At 39.4% G+C, this 18,293-nt stretch carries 15 protein-coding genes; 5 read left to right on the top strand and 10 right to left on the bottom strand.

The features are described from left to right. Window positions 1-311 precede the first annotated feature (311 nt). The gene (locus B4U84_RS03115) at window positions 312-1,079 is read left to right on the top strand and encodes a transposase (RefSeq protein WP_131115511.1); all 768 of its coding nucleotides are present in this window, start codon (window positions 312-314) and stop codon (window positions 1,077-1,079) included. Window positions 1,080-1,145: 66 nt separating this feature from the next. Here B4U84_RS03115 and B4U84_RS03110 read toward each other — a convergent pair whose 3' ends face one another. Together B4U84_RS03110 and B4U84_RS03105 are read right to left on the bottom strand one after the other, a co-directional pair. Then, a complete protein-coding gene (locus B4U84_RS03110) occupies window positions 1,146-2,111 on the bottom strand; it encodes a GUN4 domain-containing protein (RefSeq protein ID WP_131115509.1) in 966 nt (321 codons plus the stop codon). Window positions 2,112-2,129: 18 nt separating this feature from the next. Beyond that, window positions 2,130-2,627 carry a hypothetical protein gene (locus B4U84_RS03105; RefSeq protein WP_044453116.1) on the bottom strand — a complete coding sequence of 166 codons (498 nt, stop codon included), beginning with the start codon at window positions 2,625-2,627 and terminating at the stop codon, window positions 2,130-2,132. A 603-nt stretch (window positions 2,628-3,230) separates the two neighbouring features. Between B4U84_RS03105 and B4U84_RS03100 the strand changes: the two genes are divergently transcribed. Both B4U84_RS03100 and B4U84_RS03090 read left to right on the top strand, forming a co-directional pair. Further along, on the top strand, window positions 3,231-4,106 hold the full coding sequence (locus B4U84_RS03100) for an SDR family oxidoreductase (RefSeq protein ID WP_017311875.1): 876 nt from the start codon (window positions 3,231-3,233) through the stop codon (window positions 4,104-4,106). Window positions 4,107-4,392: 286 nt separating this feature from the next. Next, window positions 4,393-5,889, top strand: a complete 1,497-nt coding sequence (locus B4U84_RS03090) for a beta-barrel domain-containing protein (RefSeq protein WP_017311872.1) — start codon at window positions 4,393-4,395, stop codon at window positions 5,887-5,889. 101 nt (window positions 5,890-5,990) lie between these two features. Here B4U84_RS03090 and B4U84_RS03085 read toward each other — a convergent pair whose 3' ends face one another. Further along, window positions 5,991-6,917: a HEAT repeat domain-containing protein gene (locus B4U84_RS03085; RefSeq protein ID WP_131115505.1), complete on the bottom strand. Its 927-nt coding sequence runs from the start codon at window positions 6,915-6,917 to the stop codon at window positions 5,991-5,993. 199 nt (window positions 6,918-7,116) lie between these two features. Between B4U84_RS03085 and B4U84_RS03080 the strand changes: the two genes are divergently transcribed. After that, window positions 7,117-7,959, top strand: a complete 843-nt coding sequence (locus tag B4U84_RS03080; RefSeq protein WP_131115502.1) for a tetratricopeptide repeat protein — start codon at window positions 7,117-7,119, stop codon at window positions 7,957-7,959. A 325-nt stretch (window positions 7,960-8,284) separates the two neighbouring features. Here the strand turns inward: B4U84_RS03080 and B4U84_RS03075 are convergent, their stop codons facing one another. Together B4U84_RS03075 and B4U84_RS03070 are read right to left on the bottom strand one after the other, a co-directional pair. Continuing rightward, complete coding sequence (locus tag B4U84_RS03075; RefSeq protein ID WP_207390894.1) at window positions 8,285-8,452, bottom strand: hypothetical protein; 168 nt, start codon at window positions 8,450-8,452, stop codon at window positions 8,285-8,287. Window positions 8,453-8,496: 44 nt separating this feature from the next. Further along, the gene (locus B4U84_RS03070; protein ID WP_131115500.1) at window positions 8,497-9,951 is read right to left on the bottom strand and encodes a hypothetical protein; all 1,455 of its coding nucleotides are present in this window, start codon (window positions 9,949-9,951) and stop codon (window positions 8,497-8,499) included. 404 nt (window positions 9,952-10,355) lie between these two features. On the opposite strand from B4U84_RS03070, the gene B4U84_RS03065 reads away from it, so the two are divergent. After that, window positions 10,356-11,384, top strand: a complete 1,029-nt coding sequence (locus tag B4U84_RS03065) for a DUF389 domain-containing protein (protein ID WP_131115498.1) — start codon at window positions 10,356-10,358, stop codon at window positions 11,382-11,384. Window positions 11,385-11,649: 265 nt separating this feature from the next. On the opposite strand, the gene pstB is transcribed toward B4U84_RS03065, so the two are convergent. The 5 genes from pstB to B4U84_RS03040 all read right to left on the bottom strand — a co-directional run bounded on the left by pstB (window position 11,650) and on the right by B4U84_RS03040 (window position 18,158). After that, entirely contained in the window at window positions 11,650-12,432 is a 783-nt protein-coding gene (gene pstB / locus B4U84_RS03060; protein ID WP_196797873.1) for a phosphate ABC transporter ATP-binding protein PstB, read from the bottom strand. A gap of 207 nt (window positions 12,433-12,639) precedes the next feature. Beyond that, window positions 12,640-13,503 carry a phosphate ABC transporter permease PstA gene (gene pstA / locus B4U84_RS03055; protein ID WP_017311866.1) on the bottom strand — a complete coding sequence of 288 codons (864 nt, stop codon included), beginning with the start codon at window positions 13,501-13,503 and terminating at the stop codon, window positions 12,640-12,642. 159 nt (window positions 13,504-13,662) lie between these two features. Next, the gene (pstC, locus tag B4U84_RS03050; protein ID WP_131115496.1) at window positions 13,663-14,664 is read right to left on the bottom strand and encodes a phosphate ABC transporter permease subunit PstC; all 1,002 of its coding nucleotides are present in this window, start codon (window positions 14,662-14,664) and stop codon (window positions 13,663-13,665) included. 90 nt (window positions 14,665-14,754) lie between these two features. Further along, window positions 14,755-15,795: a phosphate ABC transporter substrate-binding protein PstS gene (pstS, locus tag B4U84_RS03045; RefSeq protein WP_131115493.1), complete on the bottom strand. Its 1,041-nt coding sequence runs from the start codon at window positions 15,793-15,795 to the stop codon at window positions 14,755-14,757. A 260-nt stretch (window positions 15,796-16,055) separates the two neighbouring features. Further along, window positions 16,056-18,158: a CHAT domain-containing protein gene (locus B4U84_RS03040; protein ID WP_131115491.1), complete on the bottom strand. Its 2,103-nt coding sequence runs from the start codon at window positions 18,156-18,158 to the stop codon at window positions 16,056-16,058. Window positions 18,159-18,293: the final 135 nt, after the last annotated feature.

The raw sequence follows: 18,293 nt of genomic DNA, 5'->3' as shown, positions 1-18,293 counted from the left end.
TATGACGAAAAATTCTTAACCGAACCGTATTGATGGTGGAACGATTTTTTACGGTTTCAGCCTCTATTTTCAAGGCAGGTCTAAGACTTAATGTTGTAGCTGTAAGACTTAATGTTGTAGCTGTAAGACTTAATGTTGTAGCTGTAAGACTTAATGTTGTAGCTGTAAGACTTAATGTTGTAACTGTAAGGCTTAATGTTGTAACTGTAAGACTTAATGTTGTAACTGTAAGACTTAATGTTGTAACATTGATGACTAAAGCTTGTTGGTGAGTGCATTATAGCAAGCGTAGTATTTTAGCGATTTTTTTCATGGCTCGCTCACCTCGCAATTTTCAGCCTGGATTCTGCTATCACATCACCACCCGTTGCAATAATCGCGAATTTCGCCTGACTCGCCTAGAGTGTCGCGAGGTGTTTCTTTACGCTATTAAAAAAGCAAAAGAGAAATATGGATTTAAACTTTATGCTCTTTGTATTATGAGCAATCATGTACACTACCTTCTAGAAGCGGCACAACCAGAGGAACTACCCAAAATCATGCACTGGCTAAACTGGTACACTGCCATGTGCTTTAACAGGATGCTCAACCGCACCGGACACTTTTGGGAAAAACGATATCACAGCACGGGTTTTGCTAATACAGATACCAAAAGGGCGTTAAATACCCTGCGATATATCCATGCTAATCCTAAAGCAGCAGGAGTGCAGCAGGGATTTTTCTATGATTTCAGCAACTATGGTACTCATGACAGACTGAGTGATGATGGTATCACTCAATGGCATCCAGCATTTTTGCAATTGGGGAGAACATTAGAGGAGTGCGCTGCTAGATACCGAGGATTTTGCAAGAAATATCGCCCACAGGCGAAACCAGAGAGAAGAAATCATTGGGGTAGTCGCTTTTTACCATCAATGAAGAATAAAGGCAAAGGGAAAAAGTCACCAGGACAGTTGAGTCTACCTTGGGACAACCAGAGGGTGTCAGAAAGTATGGAAGTGCAGGAGGTAGCAGAAAAGTTTATTCAGGCAAATTGCTATCAGCCGCCAGTGCCAGGTATCGGATCTCGCAAATGTTGATTGTTTCGTAGAAAAGCATACAGTTACAAATATTTATAAATGTCTAAAGTGCTTAAATGCTACACTTTACAAGTCTCTGCGCGAGAAAAGAGAACCCAACACACCGCAACCACAACAAAACAAACCCAAAACCCACCACCGTACACAGTCCATTCTCTTGGGGAGGTGTCCCTCTGGTGAAGTGCTAAAATTTACATCGCCTGGGTAATCAATCCAGTTTCCTTTCACTCTCCATCCTACGCGATCGCCAAACTTACAATACGTTTCATAGTCAGCATCAGGATTTCCCCCAACGCTCTTCCAGATGCGCTTCTGCACACTAAAGCCAAAGCGCCCATTGCTGTATTTTACCCAAAGTTGGTCAATGGTGCGTAAGTCTGTGCAGTGAAAATTGTTGATGGATTCGACATTAAGCCAACCTTCCTTTTCTCTGCCAGATGCTTTGAGCATGACAGCTAAAGTTTCCTTATCCGCTTCTTTCCACTTGCCTGCTGCTAGCAAATCACGCAATTGCGTGTAGTCTACTCCCTTCTCAGAACTGAGGTCATCGGCTTGAATGACGACATCAGTTTGAAGTACTTGGCTTGGCTCCAGTTTTCGCTCTGGTCTGCGTCCAGTAATACCCCATTCCAATTGATACAACACTTCAACATCATCTATTCCATTAGCAAAGCTTACCCAATGATGCTGTGCAAGAAAGAGCAAATCATCTGGTATTTCGTTAACACCTGGTAGTAATACAGGAATTACAGTAGTGACATTTTCTGCTTGTACAAACTGACTGTAGAGCGTTGGTAACTCTATAGTTTGCCATCTACCTAAACCTTGTTTTCCAATAAAAATAACAGCAGTTTTAACATTCCGAATTGCCTTTTGAATTTCTACTTGAAAAATTTGTCCAGGACGAATTTGCTCTTCGTCTATCCACACCTCTAAACCACGCCGCTTTAGTGCAGCAGCAACGACTCTAACTTCTGGCTTATCCTGACTATTGTGAGCTAGGAAAACATCAAATTGCGGTTGATTGCTCATTCTTCAATATTCCTTTTATTACTCCTTCACACCCGCAATAACCGCTAACGCATCTGCATATTGCTCCAAATCCCTTCTCAACAATTCCAACTCCACCCGCAATTTCGGTTCCTCAGACCAATTGCGCTCATGCTCTTGTGGACTCAGGTGAGGTGGACGCTGGGCTTCCCATGTTTGTAGTATTGGATGCCATTTTGCCAAGACAGGACGCAAACCATAATTCAACACCGCTATAGCAATTCCCCCGACTGAATCGTGAGATGCACCCACATCAGGCCCAGCTTCTTTGAGGATTGCTCGTGTTGTACCAAACAAGCTGTATAAAGAATTGAGAGCCTCGCGCATTAATCCTTCATTAGTATCCAAAGGCTGAACAGCAATCCGTGTCACAAGTTCCACATACAGCGACCATGCAGCCCGTCGCTCAGTTGGGTCAACTTCCCATTCCGCCGAACCAATACCAAAGGGAAGACTTACAGATACTTTTTTCCACTTAGCACCATCGAATTTAGGCATTTTTTTAATTTATTTAAGTTTCTATAATTATTCAGTATATTTGTCTCAATAACTGTTCAACAGCATAGATACTGTTTGCAATAGACATCGACCGAATTTAACTATGCGTTGCCCAAAATCCTTGTAGAGACGTGAAATTTCACGTCTCTACATTCTTCGCCTATGTCTAATATCTATAATCTACATATAGATTGTCGTAGGTTCCAACCCGCCTGCGATTGAAATCGCAGTCTCATAGCTCAAGTCTGCTTTAAGCAGACTGTTTGATTTATAAAATGTGCAAATTAACAGATTGAAGTCGTCTTTAGACGAGTTGTGCTATTAGCTAAAGGTTTTAAACCTTTAGCGTTATATTGAGAAAATTAAGATGCTCCCTGTTACCCAGAGGCGTAACGCACCCTATATCCTGTAATTTTGGAAGTTTAAAATACAAAGGAATAAGGACTGGAGATAGGGGACTGTAGACTGGTGATAACTCAATACATACGGTTTAGTTAAGCCCACAATCCTTTGTAGAGACACAAAATTTTGCGTCTCTACAGTTGTTTCTTCCCGATCCCCGATCCCTAATCCCCAATCCCCTACACCCAATCCCAAATCACTATGTTTCTAGTCACAGGAGCTTCCGGAGGAATTGGTCGTCGTGTCGTACGACTGCTGCGCGATCGCGAAATGTCAGTTCGAGCATTTGTTCGCCTCACTTCGCGTTATGGTGAGTTAGAACATCGAGGTGCTGATATCTTTATTGGTGATTTAGAACAATCACAAGATATTCACAAAGCTTGTCAAGGTGTACAGTACATTATTAGTACTCACGGTTCTGATGGCAATCCCTTAGCTTTGGACTACCGCGCCAACATAGAACTAATTGACCAAGCAAAAGTCAATGGAGTGCAACATTTTGTATTAATTTCTGTATTAGGAGCCAACCGGGGGTATGAAGATGCTCCGGTGTTTAAGGCGAAACGAGCAGTAGAACGATATTTAGAAAGCAGTGGCTTAAATTACACTATTTTACGTCCAGCTGGATTAGCATCTAACTTGCTGCCATTGGCAGAACGATTTCGGGAGACAGGGGTATATTTGCTAATCGGCGACCCCAAAAACCGGAGTTCGATAGTAAGTACAGACGATTTAGCAAGAATGGTTGTCGAATCTGTGACAAATGAACGCGCTCGTAATCAAATTTTATCAGTGGGAGGGCCAGAGATCTTATTACGAGAAGATATTCCCAAAATTTTCGGTCGCATCTTTAACAAAGAACCAATAATCATTAATCCGCCACTATTTATAATTGATGGATTGCGAGGAGTCTTGGGTTTTATGAATCCCCAAACCCAAAAAAATCTGGGAACCTTCCGCACATTGCTAGCAAACGAATTTTTCTGTACAACTGAAGAGATTGCTAACTTAAAAACGATTTTCGGTTTTGAATTGGAAACCCTAGAACATTTTTTAAGGCGTTATTTGGCAGTTTAATTGGGGATTGGGGATAGGGGATCGGGGAAAAGGGATCGGGGAAAAGGGATCGGGGATTGGGAAAAGGGATCGGGGATTGGGAAGAATTTATATTTAGTCCCAATTTTTAATCTCCAATTTCCAACCTTTAATCTCCAATTTCCAACTTTCAATCCCATTTCCCCAATCCCCGATTCCCAATCCTCTTTCCCCAATCCCCGATTCCCAATCCTCTTTCCCCAATCCCCGATTCCCAATCCTCTTTCCCCGATCCCCAATCCCCAATCCCCTATCTACTAAAAATTCTATGAGATACTCTTTAGCTGCAAATGCTACTCAAGCACGTCAAACTAAACAAAGATTTGCTAAACCGGATGAACAACTTTCTTATGAGTTGGGTAAAGCGGTGCAAGAATTACCGCCTTTATATACAAGATTATTAGCAGGAACAATTAGTGTAATCGTGTTTGGGACGATCGCATGGGCTAATTTTTCCCAGGTGGATGAAGTGGCGACTGCTAGCGGGGAGTTAATTGCTTCTAGTCAAGTACGACCGATTACTTCTTTGGGAAATGGTACGATTTTGGCTGTGAAAGTCAAAGAAGGCGATCGCGTCAATAAAGGTGAAGTTGTAGTTGAACGTGACCCAGATTTACAACAGTCTGATGTTGTACGCCTGAGCAAATCTGCTAATTTAATCAAAGAAGATCTACGGCGTTTGGATGCAGAACGCACGGGTGCAACAAACACAGGTACACAACTCCAAGATCAACTGTTGACTTCACGCTTGCAAGATTACAAAGCGCGTCAAGTAGGAGCAGAAGCAGAAGCAAATCGCCAAAAGGCTTTGATTGAACAAGCAAAAGTCCGCCTGACTCGGCTAGAAGATAACTTAGTTAACGCTCAAACTAGCCTTGCTAACGCCAAAACTAACCTTGTCAACGCCAAAAGTCTGAGAGAAAAAACTGTCAGTAGCTTGGCGATCGCTCAAAAAAGAGAACAAGGTTTACGCACTCTTGATAATTCTCGTGCTATACCCAGAATAGATTATTTAGAAGCACAAGACAGGCTCAATCGTGCTAAAGCAGAAATCACCAGAGCTAACGATGAAATCACTAACGCTCAAAATAAAATTACAGAAGCTCAAGATAAAGTTGTTTCTTTAAAGAAAGATATTGATGCTCAAAAGCAAGAAATTCTTCAAGCACAAGCAGCCTATCAAGCTGCTAGCAGTCAAGCACAACGTTTAGCTTCAGAACGTTTAAGTGAAATTTTGACCCAAATTAATCAGCGTAAAGAAGAACTAAACAACGTTCAAGGTCAACTTGATCAAGCCCAAAAACAACGACAGTTAGAAACAATTGCAGCGCCAGTTTCCGGGACTGTCTATAGAGTGAAAGCGACCAAAGGACCTGTACAATCTGGTGAAGAATTACTATCTATTTTGCCAGATGGAGAAGAATTACTATTAGAAGTAAAAGTCCTCAACCGTGATATTGGTTTTATTCGCGAAGGGATGAGAACAAAAGTCAAAATGGCAACTTTTCCGTTTCAAGAATTTGGCGTTGTTGATGGAGAAGTTGTTCAAGTCAGTCCCAACGCCATTGTTGATAAAGAATTAGGCTTAGTTTTCCCCACAAGAATTAAGTTAGATAAACACTCTTTAATGGTGCGAGGTCAAGAAGTCGCCTTTACACCAGGTATGAGTGCTAATGGTGAGATTGTCACGCGGAAAAAGTCAATTTTAACTTTCATTTTAGAACCCGTAACTCGCAGATTCAGCGAAGCATTTTCTGTGAGGTAAGAGACGGGATTCATCGTTATTGGTAGAGACGCGATGAATCGCGTCTGTACAATTGTTATTTGTCATTTGTTATTGGTGAGGGTTTGGTGGTGGGCTTTTGTTTATTTTGACTGTTGAATTTGTTGTTGGACGGGTTGTTGAATTTGTTGTTGGACGGGTTGTTGGACGGGTTGTTGAGGAGTTGGTGAGGTGTTAAATAAAGAGTTAACTACATTTTGGGGTAAGTTAATTAATGGGTCAGCTAAAAAACCAAGGCTAGAGCTAAACGTAGATACTAATTGATTTAGTTGCCCAGCAGATAAACTCTTTGCTGCTTGTTGAATTCCAATACCGATTTTATCTAAAGCAAAGGCTGCAACTAAGCGTACAGCTTGGTTTGGATCTGTCAAGCTAGTAAGTAAAGCAGGAGCTGCACCTTTGGCTTGATCGCCAAGACAACCGAGTGTCGCACCAGCAAAAAAGCGAACCAATTCGTCTTGATTTTGCAAACCTCCAATCAGTGCTGGTACAACAGATCCGGGATTTGACACAAAACATCTACCTGCATTTGATTGAGCTTTGGGCTGAGTATTGAGTTGAGGGTTTGGTTGAGGGTTTGGTTGAGGATTTTGTTGAGCGTTTGGTTGACCTAGTTGTTGCACCTGTTGTTGTAGCTGGGGATTTTGGTTTTGCAAAGCTTGAATAATTCCAGGAACCGCAGCCGCAGCATCGGAGCGTATTTGAGGATTATTGCCCTGTATGCCTTGTATTAAAATGGGTATTGCAGAAGTTGCATCAAAGCCTGATGGTGCTTGTTTTCCTTGTAAAACTTGAATGAGTACTGGTACAGCAGCAGCACCAAGGTTCGCAGTAGGTTGAGAATTGCCGTTGAGGGGTACATTGACTCTAATATCTTGTCCATTAAACTGCGCCCAACTGGCGCTAGTGAGAAATAACGGTGAAGACAAGCACAACAAGCCAAGTGTTGCTTGGGCGATCGCATTCCAACGAACTCGAATCGGGAATGTGGAATAATGAGATTTAATCATGGGTGTAGGTCAGTAGGTTCATTTGCAAGATCAATACATCACTAATAATCTGAATTACGAAAATCACCCAAGATATCACTAAAAATTTTAACCAATCTCTCATTTCTTAAACTTCACATAGTTTTACAAAAAAATTGCGTAAACAAAACTCCCAACAGTGTAGGAATATATAGAGCAACTAAATTAATTACTATAAAAAATGAAATTAGCATTATCAGGTCAAGTCTTGACAGGGGTTGTAGGGTTTTGTGGTGTAACAATATTTACTATGAGTGCATATGTAGCACCTGCTAATGCGAAACAGATAACAAATATTTTTAAAACAGAGCAAGTTATAACCACCAAAGCTGATGACTTCTACAATCAGGGAGTCAATAAGTATAGTCAAGGAGATTTAGAAGGCGCGATCGCAGCTTTTTCCGCAGCGATTAAACTTGATCCTGATGATGCTGTTGCTTATGTTAACCGGGGCTATACACGCTACGATTTAGGAGACAAACAAGGAGCGATCAACGACTTCAGCGCTGCAATTCGCCTCAACCCCAGTGATGCTGTTGCTTACGTTAATCGCGGATATAGCCGGTATGACTTGGGAGATAGCCAAGGAGCCATCAAAGATTACAATACAGCGATCGGTCTTGATGATAGTAATACCCTTGCTTACTACAACCGAGGTTTAGCTCGTAACCAATTAGGAGACAAAAAGGGAGCAATAGAAGATTACACCACAGCAATTCGCCTGAATCCTAATGATATCCTTGCCTATGTGGGTCGAGGCAATGTCCGCGATGAACAGGGAGATCACAAAGGAGCAATAGAAGACTATAATCAAGCGATTAGTCTAAATCCTAATGAAGCTTTTGCCTACTACAACCGAGGTGTGACTCGCTATAATCAGGCAGATTCTTCAGGAGCTATAGAAGATTTTAAAAAAGCTGCAAGTCTATTTTTAGAACAAGGAAACACTACAAAGTATCAAGAAGTTTTAGAATTAATTACTAATATTAAGCAGCAAAGAAGCGAAAGCTTGGTTAGTATTTAATCTAAATTTTTACGAAAAATTAGGATGCGATCGCTATCACGCACCATCCAATAACACCAATTTCCTTTAAAAGTGAAACATATTTTTTTGTAGAGACGTGCCATGGCACGTCTCTACATTATTTATGTGTATCGCGATTAACGTGAAATGGTATTAGTTTACTTGCGGCTACTTGCGGCTACCCTTCCAATACGGTTCGGTTAAGGATTTTTCGTCATAATTTTGGTATGTAGAGACGCGTTCGCTTTTAGCGTTCCCGCAGGGTAATTTCGCGTCTCTACAGGGTTTAAATGTTGATCAATTTGTCTTATCCGAACCGTATTGGCTACCCTTCTATCGATTCAGCAACATAAACATCAGTACGGTAGACCACACAAACTTTGCCGCTACTATCAGCTGCTTGAGAGTATAACTTTTGCAATTGGGCAATAAGCTGTTGTTGTCCTTCCCCTGATAGTGGAACAAACCCTTGGCTTTGGGCAAGACCAATCAATCCTGGTAAATCATAGGCGTTACATCACTAGGAATTACCAATGACTATTTTTCCACCGTAACAGCAGTCTGCTTACTATAATACTCCCTAGTTGCATACACACTAACAATACTGTCACCTATGAGAAAAAATCTGCCTTCTTTCTCATCTTTGGAAAACTGCAAACATGGATATTGCGTCGCAAGTTCTGCCGCAGTAATTGCTTTTGCCTTCATTTTTTTTGGTAATAGCCCAGTAGAACCGATATACAATACCAAAGGACTGATTTTTTCACGGTAAATAACTGAAGTGAATTGCTCTAATTTTTCATTTGCACTAAATAGAGCTTCTATCAGATCATTTTTGTTTACGCTTTGAACATCACGCTTTTCCTGCAATAATTGTACCAGATTATCAGCACCAGTTTTGTTCAGGATACTAGCAACAATACCATTGTTATCTAGTCCCAGAAAATCATCAAAAATTGGTTTCATGAATTCATCAACGGACGTAACTTTTATCCGAGACGATAATTGCTTGTGTCGAAAAGCAATATTTTCCTGAAACATCAAATCAAAGCTAGGCTTGGAGATAATTTCTCCTGTATCTTTGTGATAAACTTCATACATTCTGTCGAGAAACTTGTTAGCAGAATGTAGTTTACCAAGATTCAGAATCTCTTTACTACCAATATCAATTTTGTAGCTAACACGTGTATCAATATTCTGTCTAGCAAGAGCTTGTCTAATATTGATGTATTCGTTGGTTGTTGGGAAGTTGAGATTAAGATTTTTTGAAAGATAATGCTTTCTCAACTCTTCTAACTGTTCTGGTACAAAGATATCTGACTCTTTTTTCAAAAGTGCAGAAATGATACTGATAAGTACTTTCGCTTCTGCAAGTTGATAGAATACACCGTCAAGACTGCTGTAATGTTTATCAGCAGGTACAAGGGGTAAATTATCTAATTTAATAGTATATTCACAGCGAAAATCATACTCTTCGTTTTCTATTACACCTTTTGCTTTGAGCAAGTCAAAGGTTTTTTTGTTGCTAATTTTGACTTGTAGTGATTTGACGTTGACTTCGCCTTCACTAACAATGGTGTAATTGTTAAAGCTATTGAGGTCATTTACTAATAAACCTGCAACTTCACCAATGGGGGTTTGATCTTCTGTTTTGATCAGTCTGACTTGGCGGGTAATCAGCATGTTGATATTGGCTGTGTTATGGTTCAGTTCAAACGTACCCATACCAACATACTCACCATTATCGATATATTGTGTTGTCAGCCAAGGCTTAACAATATTACCTTTTTCATCTCTATAACCTTGAACTCTTTTGACACCTTTTCTTTGATAATTTGCTTGGAGATGTTTAAGGTTGAGGATGATGCTATGGCGATTTAATTCTAAAACTTTGAGCAGTTCCAATAGAGAAATTCGATTGTTGATTTTTCCAGATATGCGTTTGCGACGTTGAGAAGACATGACACGATTTGTGGCAGATTTTTTTGCCATAACTAACCTACCCTGGTTTACTTAAATATGAATTTCAATAAAATGTTAGAATTGGTAGAGGAAGAATGATTTGGACATTACAAAAATGCGGGATTAATTCAGCCAACGAAGCTAATGAATGAATTATTTGTTGATTGATAAGATTACTTCATCCCGTAAACATGCAACGCCAATTCTCCAGCGTGTGTTTATCTAGGAAAAATAGTAAATTCCCATCACACACTCAATTCTTTTCTTGATAGTACGATTGTATCATATAAAATCCTTTGTAGTGACTGTTCAACTCACTTTTTCATCACATTTTGTTGCCAAGCTAAAAACAGAAAAAAGCGCCTAGAATAGAGTTACAAGGGTAAATATTGTCTATCCTTGCTTTGTAAAAAATTATTAAACATCGAGGTATTGTGCGAAAGATAAATGATATTCGCAATCGTTTTAATAATTTTCAAAACCAACGAGTTCCACCACCGCAATTACAAGAAATACGCGGTGGGCTATTAGAAGAATCAACAATAAATACTAATTATATTGTGCTAATTTTTGGTTCTTGTATAATTGCGACCTTAGGATTACTTTCTAATAGCGCTGCTGTGATTATCGGTGCAATGATTATTGCACCCTTGATGTTACCAATTCGGGGATTGGCATTTGGAGCTTTAGAAGGCAATATCATCTTATTTCGTAAAGCTTTAGCCGCTATTATCCTTGGAACTTTTTTATCAGTTGCTGTAGCTTTGTTTATCGGTTACTTAGTGGCGCTTCCAGAATTTGGTAGTGAAATAATTAGCCGTTCTCGACCGACTTTATTAGACTTAGGAATTGCTGTAGCAGCTGGGGGAATTAGTGGTTATGCGAAAGTGGAACCTAAAATTTCTGAAAGTTTAGCCGGAACAGCGATCGCAGTCGCACTTATACCACCAGTTTGTGTAATTGGCTTAGGTTTATCGCAAGTAAATTGGTCACTTAGTATTGGCGCAACTCTACTTTATCTAACCAATTTACTCGGAATCACTCTTTCTTGTATGCTGACGTTTTTACTAACGGGTTGCACTTCATTTAAACGTGCTAAAAAGGCCCTGGGGTGGACGCTAGCTTTTACAGCAATACTTTTCATTCCCTTAAGCGTGAGTTTTTTTCAGTTAATAAGACAAGCTAGGCTAGAAAGCAGTATTCGACAAGCATTACTGAACCGAACTATTACCTTTCAACGGATGGTGTTGCTAAATAGTAGTGTCAATTGGTTAACCAATCCGCCGCAAGTTCGTTTAAGCGTTCGTACTCAGGAACCTGTAACACCAACACAAGTGATACTTTTAGAAAAATTTTTAGCAAAAGAAATGGGTCAAAATTTCATTTTAATTTTTGAAGTTGGTCAAATTGAGGAAGTTAGAGGAGACAACTCGAAGACTTCCAAGTTTGAAAAAAAGCTTTAATGCTACATTTCCAGCGATCGCACTCCTAACAAAAGCCGTTAAAAATTTATACGGTATTACGCACAAGTAACGGAAAAACAAACCGCAGAGGACGCAGAGTACACGGAGAAATAAGAGTTTGAGAGGTTTTTTGCGTAAGTTCCAATAAATTTTCGGCTCAAGGCTTAAACCCATTAAAATGGGTTAAAACCTGAGCTAGTCGGTTAAAAACCGACTTTAACTTTCAGCCCAAATTTGAATTTCGGGCTAGGTGCAAGATATAAGTTTACCCAAAACGTCCTGATACATAATCGCGGGTGCGTTCATCAAGAGCTGTAGTAAAGATTTGTGATGTTGCGCCAAATTCAATCATTTGACCAATGCGGCTTTCATCAGTACTGAAGAAAGCTGTAAAATCTGAAACGCGAGCCGCTTGCTGCATGTTGTGGGTGACAATAGCAATTGTTAATTCTCCACGCAGACTATGAATTAATTCTTCAATTTTCATAGTTGCAATTGGGTCAAGAGCTGAACAGGGTTCATCCATGAGTAAAACTTTTGGCTTAACTGCTAAAGCACGGGCTATACACAGTCGTTGTTGTTGACCACCCGAAAGTCCCAAAGCAGATTTGTGCAATTTATCTTTGACTTCGTCCCACAAAGCAGCAGCTTTGATCGCTGATTCAACTATTCTATCTAATTCTGTTTTGGGACACCATCGAGCTATTTTTACACCATAAGCAACATTTTCGTAAATGCTCATGGGAAATAAATTTGGTTTTTGAAATACCATCCCAATTTGGCGACGCAGGCGATTAATATTCACACGACGGTCATAAATATTTTGACCAAAAAATTCTAGTTTTCCTTCTACCCGAATTTCCCCTTCTAGTTCTGCAATTCGATTTAAAGATTTAATAAAAGTAGATTTTCCACAACCGCTAGGACCAATAATAGCTGTAATTTGATTTTGATAAATACTTATTGATATTCCTTCAAGGGCCTTGGTACTACCGTAGTAGAAGTTAAGATTTTTGACTGTGATGGCTGGAACTAATTTACTCATAATTTATTAGTTTATATTTAGATATAAGAATCTGATTTGGTTTCTGAACTTACTAGTTGAGCTAGGGAACTTTTAATAAGGAACTATTGATAGAAAATGTACTAAGTTCTGTTCAAAAATCAAATACTAATCCTATAGTTAGTATGATTAATATTATTTCTAGACACAATATTAATGTTTTTAAAACTTGATAACTACATCTAACATACCCTATTTTTTCCTTGTTTTGTTAATCACTAGTCGAGAAATAATACTAGTAAATAACACTAAACTCAGCAAGACTATACACGCAGTCCAAATAAGTTGGTTTTTTTCAGGTGATGGGTCATTATAAAGGTTAAAAATTAAGACAGAGAGTGATGCTGTTGGAGTAAATAAATCCTGTGACCAATCTAGGCTAAATAAAGCGGTAAAAAGCAAGGGTGCTGTTTCACCTGCGGCACGAGCTATAGCTAATAATATACCAGTAGTGATACCAGGTATAGCAGCCGAGACTACAACTCGAAAAGTAGTTTGAAAACGAGTTCCTCCTAAAGCTGCTGATGCTAGACGCTGAGGAACAGGAATCAATTTAAGTGCTTCTTCGGTTGTTAAGACAACAATCGGTAGCATGATGACTGCAAGAGCAAAACCACCTGCGATCGCACTAAATGATTTCGTTACTAAAACTATCACACTGTAGGCAAATACGCCGACAACAATCGAAGGAACACCAGTCAAAATCGTGGTGATGAAGCGAACAAAATTTCCTGGTTTTGTTCCCTTGCTAAATTCTGCCAAATATATACCCGTGACAATACCAATGGGAATACTGATGAGTGCAGCAATCATCACCATGATTAAAGTACCAATAATTGCATTGGCAAATCCATTATCAATCACTGATGTCACAAACATTTCTGGTTTGAGTCCAGAAGTACCCCGGACTATAATTTCCCATAAAACTGATAGTAAAGGCAATAATGCTAGACCTGTAAAAATAAAAGCGATCGCAGTCATGCCATGATTAAATAACTGCCGTTTTAAAGGTAAAGAATCTAATAATTCTACTGCTAAAGATTCATTTGTTTTCATATGGGGAGCGGGGATCGGGGATCGGGGAGCGGGGATTGGGGATTGGGGATTGGGGATTGGAAGGGAGATAATGACCAATGACTATTGTACAGACGCGATTCATCGCGTCTCTACTAATGACCAATGACCATTGTACAGACGCAATTCATCGCGTCTCTACTAATTCTTTTTGCTTCCAACTATTTGTACTAATAAGACAGCACCGATGTTTACAGATAAAGTTAAGGCAAATAAAATTAAAGCTAAATATGTGAGAGAACCAACATGTAATCCTGCTTCTGCTTCTGCAAATTCATTAGCTAATACCGCAGGAATTGAATAAGCAGGGTCAAGTAAGGAAGCGCTAATCAGAGTAGAGTTTCCTATGACCATTGTGACAGCCATTGTTTCACCCAAGGCTCTCCCTAACGCCAACATTGTTGCACCAACAATTCCCGAAAAACCTGCTGGTAATAATATTCTAAAAATAGTTTCCCAACGTGTACCACCTAAAGCCATAGAAGCACTGCGTAATTCTTTAGGGATGACTAGCAATACTTCACGGGAAATTGCAGCCAATGTGGGTAAAATCATAATAGCTAGAATCATACCAGCAGTTAATATATTTAACCCAGAAGGCTCTACTGTACTAAATAAAGGTATCCAATTAAAATTAGCTGCTAACCATTTTTGCAAGGGTTCAATAAAGGGAATAAAAACAAAAATACCCCACAATCCAATAATTACGCTGGGGATTGCTGCGATTAATTCCACAACAAAAGCTAAAATTGCTCGCAACCATTCTGGAAGGAAATCTTCGCTTGTGACTAAAGAGACTGCTAGTCCTACTGGGATTGCTAATAAAACTGCGATCGCACTACTAACTAAAGTTCCATAGATATAAGGTAAAGCACCAAATAGTTTATTGGGTACATCCCAATCTTGGCTGAATAAAAACCCAAATCCAAACTTCACTATTGCTGGATAAGCTTTATCATAAATAACCCAACTCATCCAAAACAATACAAGTACTGTTATAGCAGCAAAACTATAAACTATCCAAGTAAAACCTTGGTTGATTTGATAATGTTTTCCTTCAATAATTGTAATATCAATACTAGGATCAATTTTCTTTGGTTGCTGAGGGTCATTTTGATAAGCTGAACCAGATGAATTCGTCATTTATTATTGATTACTGGTTGTTGATAGTTGGCGGTTGGTGATTATAGATCCCCGGACTTCTTAAAGAAGTCCGGGATCTGAAATGATCAATTACTTGACACTGCTATTTACAGTATTGATGACATCATTAGCGACATTAGAGGGAATAGAAGTGTAGTTCAAATCATCATTGAACTTTTGACCTTTAGTCAGAACCCATTTAACAAAGTTTTTCACTGCTTGAGCTTTAGCGGGGTCTTTGTAGTTTTTATAAACCATAATCCAAGTTAAGCCAACGATGGGATAACCTTGACCAGGATCGCCAACAAAAACACGATAATTACTGGGGAAGCTGACAGAAGCCAAAGCAGAGTTTGCAGACTGTAAAGAAGGAGCTACAAATTCTCCTTTTTTGTTTTGTACTTGTGCTGATTTGAGTTTATTTTTATTGGCGTATTCGTACTCTACATAGCCAATCGAACCAGCGGTACGGCTTACCAAAGCAGCTACACCTGGGTTTCCTTTTCCTTTGAGGGCGTTTGGTAGAGTCCAGCTAGGAGATTTACTCGTACCAATTCTACCTTTAAAATAACCATTGATATTGCTTAAATGGTTGGTGAAAATGAAAGTTGTACCACTACTATCAGCACGAACCACAGATTTAATTGGCAGATCTGGGAGATTCACACCAGGGTTATCTGCTTTAATTTTTGCGTCGTTCCATTTAGTAATTTGACCAGAGAAAATACCTGGTAATGTCGTACGAGATAATTTCAGGTCGCTAACACCTGGAACATTGTAAACAACAGAAACCGCACCACCTGCGGTAGGTACTAAAATTACTCCCTGCTTAACTTTAGCTATTTCAGCATCGGTCATAGCAGCATCACTAGCACCAAAGTCAACAGTACCAGCAATTGTTTGATTCACACCGCCACCACTACCAATACCTTGGTAGTTAATTTTCATGTCTGGCATGTCTTTTTTAATTTCACGAGCGTATCTCTCATACAATGGAGCAGGAAAAGTTGCACCTGCACCATTGAGAGTTACTGCTTGAGCGATCGCTGTAAAAAGTGGTCCAAACGCAACAGCCACTGTTACAACTGAAGTGGTAGCTACACGATTAAAAGCGCTGATAGAAAAATTCATATTTCCCCAGATTGAATGACCAAATTTATGCTGAAATTTCAACCTGAGATAAAACTACATTCTTTATAGTTAAGAACAGTTTATGAATTACCTAATTACTTGATAAAAAACAGTTAAAAATTTGGTTTTAAAAATATTTCTTCAAGAAAAAATCAAGTTAGTATATAGCTAAAAATAGATATTATTTTTTGAATTTATAAAAGCAAATACTTAAAAGGGTAAAAATAAACTATTCCCTGTTTCCCATTCCTCGTTCCCGATCACATCCCATTACCAATTAAAATAAAACCTGCCCAATAGTAGGGATGATCGTAAATACCATCGATTAATGATAATTGGGCTTTTTGGAGAGCTGCAACTTTGCTGAGTTTATCTTGTTGGAGTGCGGCGTAAAAAGCATTCATAAGTGCTTGTGTACCGTCATCGGAAACTTGCCATAATGAAGCGATCGCAGCTTTTGCACCTGCTTCTTGCATCACATACCCAAATCCCAAAATCTCTATACCGTCCCCTAACTCTCCCCCCAAACCAGTTTCGCAAGCACTTAATACCACCAAATCAGCGTGAGAAAGATTCCAAAATCGTAAATCCCGAAAATTAGCTGCATTCCCATCACCAAACAAAATAAAAGATTCATTCGGCGCACCTGGTACAAAAGCTGCATGGGTGGCAAAATGGAGAATTGGGTAATTGCTCATCAGCTTTAAAGTTTCTTGTTTGGTAAATTCTGAGTTAATTAACTTTGCTGAACCAGGAAACGCTGACGTCACATTTTCGACTTCCTTCCCCGCAAAAGGTAATCCACCCAGCTTGAAAGTACGCTTACCAACTTTGATATCGTAATTTCCCCGCGTAAAAGCACCTGCTAATATCTTCAAATTCTGTGGACGTTCTTTTAAATCAGTGAGACTCAGAGCAGTAATATTATTTACCTGATAATTCTGCACTAACCACTGTTTACCATCATAAAGCGCTGACAGAGGTATGTAGCGTAACTGTCCATCCGGTGCGTAAATAATAGTTTTTGTATTAGCTTCTTTCAGAGCAGATTCAATCGGTTGGATGAGCCAATTGTAAAGTTTTTGTCCTGGTTTTTTCGCATCTTTGGGTGGATTTTCTAAAGCGTTGCGGAATTCCTCAATTGTCCGGTTTAGTTCTTGGCGTTTTACACTCACAGAATGACGAATTGGGGGTGTATAGGGAGTGACTAACACTAATTCCAAGCGATCTTCTAGAATTAGGGGATAGAGTAAAACCGCATTTATATCTAGTTGCTTAATAAAATCTTGCAGACGTCTGAGGATTTTAGGATTGAGATTTTCACCACCAGTAGTCCGATTGAGTTCTTGAACATGAGCTATGACTTCTGGACTATCGCTAAATGCAAGAAAATCTTTTAAAGTTTCTCTTTGAGCAGCTTCAAGTTCTTGTCTGCGTGTTTCTTGTTGGGGAGTACGATCTTTTTCGGGAATCTTTTGTAGTTCACTCAGTTCTTTACCCTGCTTGACTACAATAGATATTTCCTGATTAAATTTATTCACAATCTGCTGTTCTGGTTGCAGATATTCCATCCGTTGTGGTGTTTTGGTTTTGTCTCGAACACTATTGAGATAACCATCTAGTTCTTGGACTTTGAGCGAGTCAACAGCTGCTTGTGCTTCTACCACACGGTTTTGCTTGAGTAACAAATTCGCAAGATGGCGAAAGGTATTTGTGAACCTGTTTGTATCAAACTGCTGAATTGGTTTTTGTGGGGATAATTTGGAATCAAGTTCCATTTCGTCCAAAGCATTAATTGCTTGCTTGTAAAAAGCGATCGCTAACTCTGGTTTTTGCTGTGCTTCAAAAAGAGCAGCTATTTCGTGAAGAATTTCTGCTTGGGCTTGCATATTATCAGTTTCTTTGCCCATTACCAAAGCTTGTTGATAAATCTCCTGGGCTTTGGTATAAACACCAGTTTTATAGTAAATTACACCCATGTGATTGAGAATTTCCATTTCCTCAGTCTTGTTATCAATTTCTTTTGCGATCGCCAAAGCTTGTTGATCATATTCTAGGGCTTTGGCATACTCGCGCAATTTCTCGTAAGTCTGCCCAATATATTTAAGCGTGGTAGTCTGGTTTTGACGCTCCCCAGTTTCTTTAAAAATAGTTAAAGCCTGCTCAAGATTAGCTAAAGCTTCGCGATAATTACCTTGATTAAGCTGTTGCAGTCCCTGTTGCTGTAACTGCAAAGCCTCTTTTGTACGACGTTGTGTTGTTGGTGTCTGTGTTGTCGAAGACTGAGGAATCGAAAAATCACACGCAACCAGAAAAGTTAGACAAAGTATAGTCAGGGAAAGACGTTGAAGAAGGTAAAGCATTGGTAAGCTCTCCAATAAACAGGAGTGCTAATGATTTCTTAAGTTATACAGCATTCATGAATCATTAGTGAACCACAAGATCCMCGAYTTCGGCGAACCCAAAAATGATTTCGGCGAACCCAAAAATGATTTCGG

The organism is Westiellopsis prolifica IICB1 (assembly GCF_004323185.1).
In the GTDB taxonomy this organism is placed as follows: Bacteria; Cyanobacteriota; Cyanobacteriia; order Cyanobacteriales; family Nostocaceae; genus Pelatocladus; species Pelatocladus prolificus_A.
Note: the sequence above shows the minus strand (reverse complement) of the source record. Positions and strands in the feature narration are given on the sequence as shown.